This window comes from Pseudomonas sp. TNT2022 ID1044 (assembly GCF_028656895.1).
Taxonomy (GTDB): domain Bacteria; phylum Pseudomonadota; class Gammaproteobacteria; order Pseudomonadales; family Pseudomonadaceae; genus Aquipseudomonas; species Aquipseudomonas reinekei.
The window spans coordinates 57,306-69,239 of the sequence record NZ_JAMDHB010000027.1 but is presented as its reverse complement, the minus strand read 5'-3'; the positions used below and the strand labels follow the sequence as shown (position 1 = coordinate 69,239).

Genomic DNA, 11,934 nt, shown 5'->3' with positions numbered 1-11,934 from the left:
GACGATCTCAGCTGCCCGGGACAGGCACCACCGCAATCTTGTAGGGCTCGAAAATCTTCAGCATCTGGCCATTGTCCCGCAAGCCTTGCAGCAGCTTGCCGAACACTTCGCCACTGATGGGCGCCGCCGGGCGCAGGATGGCGTAATGGTGATAGATCTGATCGATGCGCTCGGACACCAGCAACTCATTGGCCACATTCAGATTGCGCAAAAAATAGTCGTTGAGGTAAGAGCGCGTGACCAGCGCGATGTCGGCCCGGCCGCGCAACACCATCAACAGGTTGCTGTCGTGGGAATAGGTCAGCGTGGCGTTGTAGTTTTTGGCGAGGTATTGGGCCTCGGCATTGAAGTTGGCGAACTCATAGTGGTAGCCGCTGAACAGCGCCAGACGCTTGTCGGTCAGGTCTGCAAAATAGTCTTGCTGGCGAACCGCACGGCCCTCGGGCTGACGTTGTGCGACGAAAATTTCGGCGTCTTCCAGGCCCATGTCGACATCGATATGGGGAATGTCTTTCCAGCCCCAGGCCGGGTTTTCGAAGATCGCCATGTCGATCCGCCCCTGCTTGAAGTCACCAAAGCGTCGAGGAATGGACGTCGGTACCAGCACGAACCGATAGTCGCTTTGCAGGGTGTTCAGCGCCTCGACCAGTTGCGGCAGCAAGCCGGTGTCGGCCCCGGATTCCGGGCGTACGGTGTACGGCGGAAAGTGCGCGGCACCGATTCGCACCAGTTGCGCAGCCTGGGACGGTATCATCCATAACGCCACAAGCGTCGCCAGCAAAAGCCGCGAAGCCGTCCGAATTGGCGAAGACATCAAGACAAGCCACTCCCCAAAGTACTGCATCAATGCATTCAAGCTAGGCGGTTTCGCCCAGTTAGCCAGTTTCCTGCAAACCAATCCAGCCGATCACTTCTGCTCCAGTACCAGAATCAGTGCCTCGTCGGCCAGTTGATCCAGGCCCATGCTGCCATCGGCGCGAAACCAGGTGGTGGTCCAGGACAGCGCCCCGGTCAGAAAACGTCGCGTGATGAACACATCGCCCCGGATAAAACCGGCGCTTTTGGCTTCACCCAACACCTGCAGCCAGATGTCTTCATAAATGTCCCGCAGCGCCAGCACCTGGGCCTGGCCGTCCTCGGACAACGACCGCCATTCGTAGACCAGCACCGCCATGGCTTCGCCACTGCCACCCATGATCGATTGCAACTCGCAACGGATCAGCGCCAGTACGCGCTCGCGCACACTGCCGGCCTCGGCAATGGCCGCACGCATCAACGCGGTGTTATAGCGAATGGTCTCCTCCATCACCGCGCGCAGGATTTCATCCTTGCTCTTGAAGTGATGAAAAATGCTGCCCGACTGAATGCCCACGGCACCGGCCAGGTCGCGTACGGTGGTGCGCTCGTAGCCTTTATTGCGAAACAGGTGAGCTGCCACTTGCAGCAACTTGCCACGGGCACTGTCCGGATCGGTCAACTGGCCACTGTCGACCAATTCGCGCATGACCCTCAGCGCTTTTTGCTCATCCACCCGATCTCTCCTACAGTCGTGATCACCGCTAAAACAGCGGGGTTGCGCGGGCAATTTAAGCTGATGGCCCGAACCAAGCAAGCGCTCGGGCAGAAGATATTTTCGCCATTTACAAACCAAGCGCTTGCTTGGTAGTCTCGATGCACTCTGTTGGAGGTGGTTATGGATTTGACTGCACCACGAACAATTCGCATTGGGTGCGCCAGCGCATTCTGGGGCGATACCTCGACTGCCGCCGCGCAACTGGTAGAAGACGGGCGCTTGGACTATCTGGTTTTCGACTATCTGGCCGAAATCACTATGTCGATCATGGCTGGCGCTCGCATGAAAGATCCCGCAGGTGGTTATGCAGGCGACTTCATCGAAGTACTCGGCCCCCTGCTCCCGCAACTCGCCAATCACAGCATCCGGGTCATCAGCAATGCCGGCGGGGTCAACCCGCAAGCCTGCGCCGCCGCCCTGCAAGCGGCCTGCGACAAGGCCGGCGTTTCCTTGAAGATCGCCGTACTGCTGGGCGATGACCTGCAACCGCAATTCAAACAATTGAGCACCCTGGGCATTCATGAAATGTTCAACGGCGCGCCGCTGCCACCGATGTGCGTCTCGACCAACGCCTATCTCGGCGCACCGGGCATCGTCGAGGCTTTGCGCCTGGGCGCGGACATCGTGATCACCGGGCGCGTGGTCGACAGCGCGGTGGTCAGCGCCGCGCTGGTGCATGAGTTCGGCTGGTCGTGGCACGACTACGACAAACTGGCCCAGGCGGCACTGGCCGGGCACATCATCGAATGCGGCGCCCAGTGCACTGGCGGCAACTTCACCGATTGGCGCGATGTACCCGACTATGAACACATCGGTTTTCCCATCGTCGAAGTCAGCGCCGACGGCCAGTTCGTCGTCAGCAAACCCGCAGGCTCCGGTGGCCTGGTCACACCGCTGACGGTGGGTGAGCAGATGCTCTATGAAATCGGCGATCCAAGGGCCTATCGGCTGCCCGATGTGGTCTGCGATTTCACTCAGGTCAAACTGCACCAGCAAGGCAAAAACGCTGTCCAGGTGCATGGCGCAAAAGGTTTGCCGCCCACCGATCAGTACAAGGTCAGTGCCACCTACCCGGATGGTTTCCGATGCACCGCCAGTTGCCTGATCGCCGGCATCGACGCGGTGGACAAGGCCCGGCGCGTCAGTGAAGCAATCATCAACAAGACCTCGGAAATTTTCACCCGGCGCGGCTGGCCAGCCTACAGCGACGTGAACATCGAACTGCTCGGCAGCGAGGCCACCTACGGTCCCCATGGACAACGGCACGACAGCCGCGAAGTGGTGATCAAGCTTGCCGTGCGTCACCCGAACAAACAGGCGCTGATCGTGTTCTCCCGGGAAATCGCCCAGGCCGCCACGGGCATGGCGCCGGGGCTGACCGGAATTGTCGGCGGGCGGCCGACGGTCTATCCGTTGATCCGGCTGTTCTCGTTCCTGATCGACAAAAGCACCTGTTCGCTGGAGATTGATTTCATGGGGCAGCGCCACCCGTGCGCCCTGCCCGCCCTCGATGTCCTCGACAGTGCGGACTTGCCGGCGCCGCTGGAACCACCGAAGCCCACGGGGCTGGCCGATGCCAGCGTGGCGCTGGTCAAACTCGCGGTGGCGCGTTCGGGCGACAAGGGCAATCACAGCAACATCGGCGTCATGGCCCGCGATCCAGAGTACCTGCCGTGGATCGCCGAGGCGTTGACGCACGAGGTGATCGTCGACTGGATGAGCCATGTCCTCGACCCGGTGCACGGGCGCGTCGAGCGATGGTATTTGCCCGCCAGCCAGAGCCTGAACTTCCTGCTGGAAAACGCCCTCGGCGGCGGTGGCATCGCCAGCCTGCGAATCGACCCACAAGGCAAGGCCTTCGCCCAGCAGTTGCTGGAAATCCAGATTCCGGTGCCGCAGCGCATCGCCGACCAGGTCAAATAGAGGACTGCCGCCATGGCCTACGATTCGATATTCAGAACTGATCTGTTTGCCGGCCAAAACATCATCGTCACCGGCGGCGGCAGTGGCATCGGCCGCTGCACTGCGCACGAACTGGCGGCCCTCGGCGCCCATGTGATTCTGGTCGGGCGCAAGGCCGACAAACTGAAAGCCGTTGCCACCGAAATTGCGGAAGATGGCGGCAAGGCTGACTGGAGCACCTGCGACATTCGAGACGAAGAAGCGGTGACGCACCTGGTCAGTGAACTGATCCGTCAATACGGGCCGATTCACGGCCTGGTCAACAATGCCGGCGGGCAATACCCGTCTGCGCTGGCCTCGATCAATCAAAAGGGTTTCGAAACCGTGATGCGCACCAACCTGGTGGGCGGTTTCCTGATGGCCCGGGAAGTGTTCAACCAGTCCATGAGCAAACACGGCGGTGCCATCGTCAACATGCTCGCCGACATGTGGGGCGGCATGCCGGGCATGGGGCATTCGGGGGCGGCGCGCTCGGGAATGGACAACCTGACCAAGACGTCGGCGTTCGAGTGGGGTTATGCCGGGGTACGGGTCAACGCCGTGGCGCCGGGCTGGATTGCCTCCAGCGGCATGGACACCTACGAAGGTGCGTTCAAGGCAGTCATTCCAACCTTGCGCGAACACGTGCCGCTCAAGCGCATCGGTACTGAATCGGAAGTCAGCGCCGCCATCGTGTTCCTGCTGAGCCCGGCCGCTGCGTTCATCAGCGGCAGCACTTTGCGTATCGACGGTGCCGCCAGCCTTGGCGGACGGGCATGGCCCATTCACAAGGCGACCAACAGCGAATCGTATAACGGCTTCCACCGCGCCTACCTTCCTGACGTCCTCAAGGACAAGGAATAACCCATGCCGGTGATCCAGTCGCAACTCGATGCCAACAGCGAACAGTTCGTCCACAACCGTGCGGCGATGCTCAGCGCTGTCGAACAGGTCCGCACCCTCGAACAGAACCTGCTGGACAAGGCCGCACAAGCCAAAGCCAAATTCGATAAACGCGGCCAGTTGTTGCCCCGCGAACGCCTCAATCTGCTGCTCGACCCCGGTGCGCCGTTCCTCGAACTGGCGAGCCTGGCCGGCTATAAACTGCACGATGACAAGGACGGCAGTTCGGCCGGCGGCGGCTTGATCGCCGGCATCGGTTATGTGTCCGGGGTGCGGGTGCTGGTGGTGGCGAACAACAGCGCCATCAAGGGCGGGACCATTTCCCCCAGCGGCTTGAAAAAATCCCTGCGCCTGCAACAGATCGCCATGGAAAACAAACTGCCGGTGATCACCCTCGCCGAAAGCGGCGGCGCCAATCTCAACTACGCGGCGGAGATTTTCGTCGAAGGCGCGCGCAGCTTCGCCAACCAGGCGCGGATGTCGGCCATGGGCCTGCCGCAAATCACCGTGGTGCACGGCTCAGCCACAGCGGGTGGCGCTTATCAGCCCGGGCTGTCGGACTACGTGGTGGTGGTACGCGGCAAGGCCAAGTTGTTTCTCGCCGGGCCACCGCTGTTGAAAGCGGCGACCGGGGAAATCGCCACGGACGAAGAACTGGGTGGCGCCGAGATGCACGCACAAACAGCTGGCACTGCCGAATACCTGGCGGAAAACGATGCCGATGGCGTGCGTCAGGTGCGCGAGATTGTCGGCATGCTGCCCTGGAACGAACAACTGCAATGGTTACCCGAACTGCGCTGGGAAGAACCGCTCTACCCCGTCGACGAACTGCTGGGGCTCATTCCGGATGATCCGAAAAAACCTTACGACGTGCGCGAAATCATCGCCCGCATCGCCGACGCTTCGAACTTCCTCGAATTCAAGGCCGAGTTCGATCAGCAAACCGTCTGCGGGCAACTGAAAATCCAGGGTCGCGCCTGCGGCTTCATTGGCAACAACGGCCCGATCACGCCCAAGGGTGCAAGCAAGGCAGCGCAGTTCATTCAGCTGTGCGACCAGAGCCAGACGCCGTTGCTGTTTTTTCATAACACCACCGGGTTCATGGTCGGCACCGAATCGGAGCAGCAAGGTGTAATCAAGCACGGCGCCAAGATGATTCAGGCCGTGGCCAATGCCCGCGTGCCGAAACTGACTATCGTTGTCGGCGGGTCCTACGGCGCTGGCAACTATGCGATGTGCGGTCGCGGCCTGGACCCGCGTTTCATCTTTGCCTGGCCCAACAGCCGCACCGCGGTGATGGGCGGCGCGCAGGCGGGCAAAGTGTTGCGCATCGTCACCGAAGCCAAACAGGCCAAGGACGGGCTGGTGCCAGATCCGAAAATGCTCGACATGCTTGAACAGGTCACCGCGCAGAAGCTCGACAGCCAGTCCACGGCGCTCTACGGCAGCGCCAACCTGTGGGACGACGGTTTGATCGACCCGCGCGATACCCGGACCTTGCTCGGTTACTTGCTGGATATCTGTCAGGAGGCCGAAGTGCGGCCGCTGCAAGCCAACAGTTTTGGTGTAGCCCGCTTCTAAGGGCGACCAGAGGAGAACAATAAAAATGATCTTCACCCAGGAACACGAAGCACTGCGCCGCACCGTCCGCCAATTCGTCGAGCACGAGATCAACCCCCATGTCGAGGAATGGGAAAAGGCCGGGCGCTTTCCGATCCACGATATCTTCCGCAAGGCCGGCGACCTGGGCCTGCTGGGCATTTCCAAACCGGAAAAATTCGGTGGCATGGGCCTGGACTACAGCTATTCGATCGTCGCCGCCGAAGAGTTCGGGACCATTCATTGCGGAGGCATTCCGATGTCCATCGGCGTGCAGACCGACATGTGCACCCCGGCCCTCGCCCGTTTCGGCTCCGATGAACTGCGTGACGAGTTCCTGCGCCCGGCCATCAGCGGCGAGCAGGTCGGCTGCATTGGCGTCTCCGAAGTGGGCGCCGGTTCCGATGTGGCCGGGTTGAAAACCACCGCGCGCAAGGATGGCGACGATTACGTGATCAACGGCAGCAAGATGTGGATCACCAACTCGCCGAGCGCCGACTTCATCTGTCTGCTGGCCAACACGTCGGACGACAAACCGCACATCAACAAATCATTGATCATGGTGCCGATGAACACGCCGGGCATCAGCCTCAGCTCGCACCTGGACAAACTCGGTATGCGCAGCTCGGAAACCGCGCAGGTGTTTTTCGACAACGTGCGCGTGCAGCAGCGCAACCGCGTCGGCCATGAAGGCGCGGGGTTCATGATGCAGATGCTGCAGTTCCAGGAGGAACGCCTGTTCGGCGCAGCCAATATGATCAAGGGCCTGGAGTACTGTATCGACAGCACCATCGAGTATTGCAAGGAGCGTAAAACCTTCGGTAACGCGCTGATCGACAATCAGGTGATCCACTTCCGCCTCGCCGAACTGCAAACCGAAATCGAATGCCTGCGGGCGTTGGTCTATCAGGCCACCGAGCAGTACATCAAAGGCCAGGACGTCACGCGCCTGGCGTCCATGGCCAAACTCAAGGCCGGTCGACTGGGCCGCGAAGTCAGCGACAGTTGCCTGCAATACTGGGGCGGCATGGGTTTCATGTGGGACAACCCGGTGGCCCGCGCCTATCGCGACGTGCGGCTGGTGTCGATTGGCGGCGGTGCCGACGAAATCATGCTGGGGATCATCTGCAAATTGATGGGCATCCTGCCGGGGAAAAAGAAATGAGCACGCTACCCGATTGCCAGACGCTGCTGCTGGAACTGCACAACGGCGTGCTGCACATCACCCTCAATCGCCCGGACAGCCGCAATGCCATGAGCTTGCAGATGGTGAGCGAACTGCGCGCAGTACTGGCGGCAATTAACGATGACCGCGCAATTCGGGCGTTGGTCATCGGCGGTGCCGGTGGGCATTTTTGCGCGGGTGGCGACATCAAGGACATGGCCAACGCCCGCGCCCAGGGCTCCAGCGCGCACCGCGATTTGAACCGGGTGTTCGGTGCGCTGCTGCAAGAGGTGCAACACGCACCGCAAGTGGTCATCACCGTGCTGCAAGGTGCCGTGCTCGGTGGAGGCCTGGGCCTGGCCTGTGTCAGCGATATCGCCATGGCCGATCATTCGGCGCAATTCGGCCTGCCGGAAACCAGCCTCGGCCTGCTGCCGGCGCAAATCGCGCCGTTCGTGGTCCAGCGGATCGGCCTGACCCAGGCCCGGCGACTGGCGCTGACGGCGGCGCGCTTCGATGGCAACCAGGCGCGGCGAATGGGGCTGGTGCACTTTGTCGAACATGACCCGCAAGCCCTGGCTGAGCGTCTCGATGAGGTGTTGGCCCATGTACTTTGCTGCGCCCCCGAAGCAAATGCGGCGACCAAAAAACTGTTGCTGGCCAGCGCCGGGCAACCTTCGGATGCGCTACTCGACCAGGCAGCCGAGTGGTTCAGCGACGCAGTGACCGGGGCTGAAGGCGTCGAGGGGACGATGGCCTTTGTGCAGAAGCGTAAACCGGGGTGGGCCTCTTAAAAGCATCGCTGGCAAGCCAGCTCCCACAAGGTTTTGTGTGGGAGCTGGCTTGCCAGTGATGGGCCACATTCACCGCAAAAAACCAGGGAACAAAACATGCCCGGATTCAGCAAAATCCTCATCGCCAACCGCGGTGAAATCGCCTGCCGCATCCAGCGCACCGCCCAGGCGCTGGGTTATCGCACTGTCGCCGTGTTCAGCGATGCCGATGCCGATGCACTGCACGTACAAATGGCCGACGAAGCCGTCAACATCGGCCCGGCCCCGGTCCAACAGTCCTACCTGAACATTCCGGCGATCATCGACGCCGCCCGGCGCACCGGCGCCGATGCCATTCATCCCGGTTATGGTTTCCTCTCGGAAAACGCCGGCTTCGCCCGCGCCTGCCAGCAGGCCGGCATCACCTTCATCGGTCCCAGTCCTGAAGCCATCGAACTGATGGGCAGCAAACGCCTGTCGAAAATCGCCATGATTGAAGCGGGTGTGCCCTGCATCCAGGGTTATCAAGGCGCCGAACAGGATGACGCGACCCTGAAGCGCGAAGCCGAACGCATCGGCTATCCGCTGATGATCAAGGCCAGCGCCGGCGGTGGCGGGCGCGGCATGCGTCTGGTGCACGACGCCGGGGCTTTGCTCGAGCAGATTCGCACGGCGCGCTCTGAAGCGTTGAACGGGTTTGGCAGCGGCGAACTGATTCTTGAACAGGCGTTGATCGAGCCACGGCATGTTGAGGTTCAGTTGTTCGGCGATCAACATGGCAACCTGATCTACCTCGGTGAACGCGATTGCTCGATCCAGCGCCGGCACCAGAAAGTCATCGAAGAAGCCCCCTGCCCGGTAATGACCGGCGAATTGCGCCAGGCCATGGGCGAAGCGGCGCTCAAGGCCGGGCGTGCAGTGAACTACGTCGGTGCCGGTACGGTGGAATTCCTGCTCGATGCACGCGGGCAGTTTTACTTTCTGGAAATGAACACGCGCCTGCAAGTGGAGCATCCGGTGACGGAGCTGATCACCGGGCTCGATCTGGTGGCCTGGCAGTTGAACATTGCCGATGGACAACCGCTGCCATTGCGTCAGGAGCAAGTGCAGCTCACCGGTCACGCCATGGAGGTGCGTTTATATGCTGAAGACCCGGCCCAGGGTTTCCTCCCGCAAACCGGACGCATTGCCGGCTGGGAACCCGGTTTGCAGGAAGGCGTGCGATTCGACCACGGCCTGATCGAAGGTCAGCGCATCAGCCCCTTCTATGACCCGATGCTGGGCAAGATCATTGCCCATGGTGCTACCCGCGAAGAAGCCCGGCGCAAACTGCTGCGGGCGGTGCAGGACAGCGTGCTGCTGGGCGTGCAAAGCAACCAGCGCCTGCTTGCCAGCCTGTTGCAACACCCGGCATTCATTCGTGGAGCATTCAGCACCGGCCTGATCGCCCAGGAATTTGCCGAACATCAATGTTTGCAGCCTTATGCGCCCACCCCCGAGCAATTGGCGATTGCCGCTACCCTGCTCTATCAGGCCTCGGCCCAGTCGCATCGTGCCCCATTGTCCGGATGGCGCAATAACGCGAGTGTGCCGCTGCACTATCGTCTCGGCCTGGAAGATCAGGAGTGGTCGGTGGTCGTGAACGCGGTACCGGGCGCGGCGTACCGGATTGAAGTCACCCACCGCACGCTTGAAGTGAAAGTCATCCACAGCGACGGACACTGGGCCGCCCTGGAAATTGACGGAATCCGCCAACGCCATGCCTATCGACTAGAGGGTGGACACCTGTGCCTGTTTACCCGACCGGGCAGCCTGACACTGGAGGACCGAACCCAGGCCTTGGTCAGCAGCCTGGCCAATGTCAGCTCCGGCACGCTCAAGGCGCCGATGGACGGCGCGATTGTCGACGTGCTGGTCAGCGAGGGCAGCACCGTCAGCAAAGGCCAGCTGCTGGTGGTGCTGGAGGCCATGAAGATGGAGCATCCGCTTAAATCCGGTATCGACGGCGTGCTCAAGCGCTTGCAGGTGCGGGTCGGTGATCAAGTGAAAAATCGCCAGATTCTGCTGGAGGTCGAATAAGCCGCTAGGCGGATCCGTCGGGTTTGGCTACGCTCAAAACCTATCAGGACGCGGATACCAGGAACCCTGCGATGCCTCATTGGCTGGTCATTGATCTGGAAGCCACCACCGACGAGGGTGGTTGGCCAGTAACTGAGATGGAAATCATCGAAATCGGTGCCACCTTGGTCGATCGCAAGGGACGGGAACTGGATCATTTCCAGCGGTTCGTCCGCCCGTTGCGGCGACCGTTGCTGACCCCATTTTGCCGGGACCTGACGCATATCACCCAGGCCAACATCGATAGCGCGCAACCTTTGGGCGAGGTCTGGCCATTGTTCGAGCGCTGGCTCGGCCAACATCACAGCCGCCTTGAAGGCTGGGCCAGTTGGGGCGATTACGACCGCAAGCAACTGTTGCAGGAGTGGCAGCGCCTGCAACTCGACAGCGTCTTGAGTCGTGTACAGCACATGAACCTCAAGCAACGCTTTGCCAAGGCCCGACGGCTGGAACGCCCGCTGGGGCTCAATGGCGCCCTGCAACTGGCCGGTCTGCAGTTTACCGGCCAGCAGCACCGGGCACTGGAAGACGCGCGCAATACCGCACGACTGTTACCCCTGGTTCTGCCGCTTTAGACAGGTGACGCCAACAAAGGCCTTGTGCATACTGGCCGGCCCTTTTTAGCCCTTTTCGAGGAATCGCCATGTTTAAAGTCAATGAGTACTACGACGGCACCGTCAAGTCGATCGCCTTTGGCACCGCTGAAGGTCCGGCGACCATCGGCGTCATGGCTCCGGGCGACTACGAATTCGGCACTTCCCAGCGTGAAATCATGCACGTGGTATCCGGCGCCCTGACCGTCCAGCTACCCGGCAGCGAAGAATGGGAAACCTTCGCCGCCGGCAGCCAGTTCAACGTGCCTGCCAACAGCAAATTCAAACTGAAAGTATCTGTCGATACCGCTTATCTGTGCGAATACCGCGGCTAAAACCCTGGGTTTCACAAAGCAAAAAAATGCCCGTGTCCAGGGACACGGGCATTTTTTCATGCAGCGGCTTTCATTCAAGGATAGTCACCGGCATGCCGACTTCCAGACGGCCGTTACTGTCATTGACCAGATTTTGCCCGAACATCGCGCCATCCGCTTTGGATCGATAGGCTTGCAGGGTAGCGAACGGTTCACGATCCGCGCTGCGTTCGCCGGTCTGTGGGTCGATGGTGGTCAGAATGCACCGTGAGCACGGCTTGACCACGCGGAACTCGACATCACCAATGCGAATGCGCTTCCAGCCATCCTCGGCAAACGCATCACTGCCTTCGATCACAAGGTTCGGCCGAAATCTCAACATTTCCATGGGCCGGCCGACTTTTTCCGACAGATCTTCCAGGGATGCCTGCCCGATCAACAACAACGGAAAACCGTCTGCGAACGCCACCTGATCATCGTCCTTGCCATAACCGGCCTGGGTGGTACGCGCACGATCGAGCGGCACTTGCACCAGGCGCGTCGGCTTGCCGATAAACTCGCTGACCCAGGCACCCGCCGCATCACCGGCATCGGGCACGCGCAAAGTATCGCGCCAGATGGTTACACCGCGCAGTTCGGCATCGCTGCCAGGCAAGGCGATATCGATAGCAGCGAGGCCAGGAGCCTGGAGGGTCAAGCCGCCCTCGGCATTCCACAGCGCCGACAGCTGGCTCATTTTTGCCACCGCTCGCTGGGTCAGGAAACGCCCGCTGCCCTCGTCCACCAGCATCCAGCGTCGATCCCCGTCCAGCCCGAGCTTGTCGAGGCTGATCTGTTGCAGGATCTCGCCCTTGCCGGATTTCAACGGATAACGATAAAGCGCGCTCAGACGCAGCATAGCCAGCTCCCTGGTGGGCCAAAAACGCCACCCTATACGAGCTTGAGCGCTGAATCA

General features: G+C 61.0%; 11 protein-coding genes. 8 read left to right on the top strand and 3 right to left on the bottom strand.

Annotated features, from left to right (window positions below):
* Positions 1-7: 7 nt before the first annotated feature.
* Positions 8-814: a substrate-binding periplasmic protein gene (locus M5G20_RS27205; RefSeq protein WP_273921734.1), complete on the bottom strand. Its 807-nt coding sequence runs from the start codon at positions 812-814 to the stop codon at positions 8-10.
* A 93-nt stretch (positions 815-907) separates the two neighbouring features.
* Positions 908-1,531 carry a TetR/AcrR family transcriptional regulator gene (locus M5G20_RS27200; protein ID WP_273921733.1) on the bottom strand — a complete coding sequence of 208 codons (624 nt, stop codon included), beginning with the start codon at positions 1,529-1,531 and terminating at the stop codon, positions 908-910.
* Between the two features lie 162 nt (positions 1,532-1,693).
* Here M5G20_RS27200 and M5G20_RS27195 point away from each other — a divergent pair, with 162 nt between their 5' ends.
* The 8 genes from M5G20_RS27195 to ppnP all read left to right on the top strand — a co-directional run bounded on the left by M5G20_RS27195 (position 1,694) and on the right by ppnP (position 11,000).
* The gene (locus M5G20_RS27195; protein WP_273921732.1) at positions 1,694-3,496 is read left to right on the top strand and encodes an acyclic terpene utilization AtuA family protein; all 1,803 of its coding nucleotides are present in this window, start codon (positions 1,694-1,696) and stop codon (positions 3,494-3,496) included.
* A 12-nt stretch (positions 3,497-3,508) separates the two neighbouring features.
* On the top strand, positions 3,509-4,378 hold the full coding sequence (locus tag M5G20_RS27190; RefSeq protein ID WP_273921731.1) for an SDR family oxidoreductase: 870 nt from the start codon (positions 3,509-3,511) through the stop codon (positions 4,376-4,378).
* A gap of 3 nt (positions 4,379-4,381) precedes the next feature.
* On the top strand, positions 4,382-5,998 hold the full coding sequence (gene atuC, locus M5G20_RS27185; protein WP_273921730.1) for a geranyl-CoA carboxylase subunit beta: 1,617 nt from the start codon (positions 4,382-4,384) through the stop codon (positions 5,996-5,998).
* Positions 5,999-6,023: 25 nt separating this feature from the next.
* Complete coding sequence (atuD, locus tag M5G20_RS27180; protein WP_273921729.1) at positions 6,024-7,181, top strand: citronellyl-CoA dehydrogenase; 1,158 nt, start codon at positions 6,024-6,026, stop codon at positions 7,179-7,181.
* Positions 7,178-7,975 carry an enoyl-CoA hydratase/isomerase family protein gene (locus M5G20_RS27175; protein WP_273921728.1) on the top strand — a complete coding sequence of 266 codons (798 nt, stop codon included), beginning with the start codon at positions 7,178-7,180 and terminating at the stop codon, positions 7,973-7,975. Before atuD ends, M5G20_RS27175 begins: the two co-directional genes overlap by 4 nt.
* Positions 7,976-8,071: 96 nt before the next feature.
* Entirely contained in the window at positions 8,072-10,033 is a 1,962-nt protein-coding gene (locus M5G20_RS27170; RefSeq protein WP_273921727.1) for an acetyl/propionyl/methylcrotonyl-CoA carboxylase subunit alpha, read from the top strand.
* A gap of 71 nt (positions 10,034-10,104) precedes the next feature.
* Entirely contained in the window at positions 10,105-10,647 is a 543-nt protein-coding gene (locus M5G20_RS27165) for an exonuclease domain-containing protein (RefSeq protein WP_075948077.1), read from the top strand.
* Between the two features lie 68 nt (positions 10,648-10,715).
* A complete protein-coding gene (ppnP, locus tag M5G20_RS27160; RefSeq protein ID WP_150736063.1) occupies positions 10,716-11,000 on the top strand; it encodes a pyrimidine/purine nucleoside phosphorylase in 285 nt (94 codons plus the stop codon).
* Between the two features lie 70 nt (positions 11,001-11,070).
* Here the strand turns inward: ppnP and M5G20_RS27155 are convergent, their stop codons facing one another.
* Positions 11,071-11,877: an MOSC domain-containing protein gene (locus M5G20_RS27155; protein WP_273921726.1), complete on the bottom strand. Its 807-nt coding sequence runs from the start codon at positions 11,875-11,877 to the stop codon at positions 11,071-11,073.
* Positions 11,878-11,934: the final 57 nt, after the last annotated feature.

Bases quoted from the DNA above. Each gene is read 5' to 3' on its own strand.
- M5G20_RS27205 (WP_273921734.1), bottom strand. From the start codon at position 814: ATGTCTTCGCCAATTCGGACGGCTTCGCGGCTTTTGCTGGCGACGCTT.
- M5G20_RS27195 (WP_273921732.1), top strand. From the start codon at position 1,694: ATGGATTTGACTGCACCACGAACAATTCGCATTGGGTGCGCCAGCGCA.
- M5G20_RS27190 (WP_273921731.1), top strand. From the start codon at position 3,509: ATGGCCTACGATTCGATATTCAGAACTGATCTGTTTGCCGGCCAAAAC.
- atuC (WP_273921730.1), top strand. From the start codon at position 4,382: ATGCCGGTGATCCAGTCGCAACTCGATGCCAACAGCGAACAGTTCGTC.
- atuD (WP_273921729.1), top strand. From the start codon at position 6,024: ATGATCTTCACCCAGGAACACGAAGCACTGCGCCGCACCGTCCGCCAA.
- M5G20_RS27175 (WP_273921728.1), top strand. From the start codon at position 7,178: ATGAGCACGCTACCCGATTGCCAGACGCTGCTGCTGGAACTGCACAAC.
- M5G20_RS27170 (WP_273921727.1), top strand. From the start codon at position 8,072: ATGCCCGGATTCAGCAAAATCCTCATCGCCAACCGCGGTGAAATCGCC.
- M5G20_RS27165 (WP_075948077.1), top strand. From the start codon at position 10,105: ATGCCTCATTGGCTGGTCATTGATCTGGAAGCCACCACCGACGAGGGT.
- ppnP (WP_150736063.1), top strand. From the start codon at position 10,716: ATGTTTAAAGTCAATGAGTACTACGACGGCACCGTCAAGTCGATCGCC.
- M5G20_RS27155 (WP_273921726.1), bottom strand. From the start codon at position 11,877: ATGCTGCGTCTGAGCGCGCTTTATCGTTATCCGTTGAAATCCGGCAAG.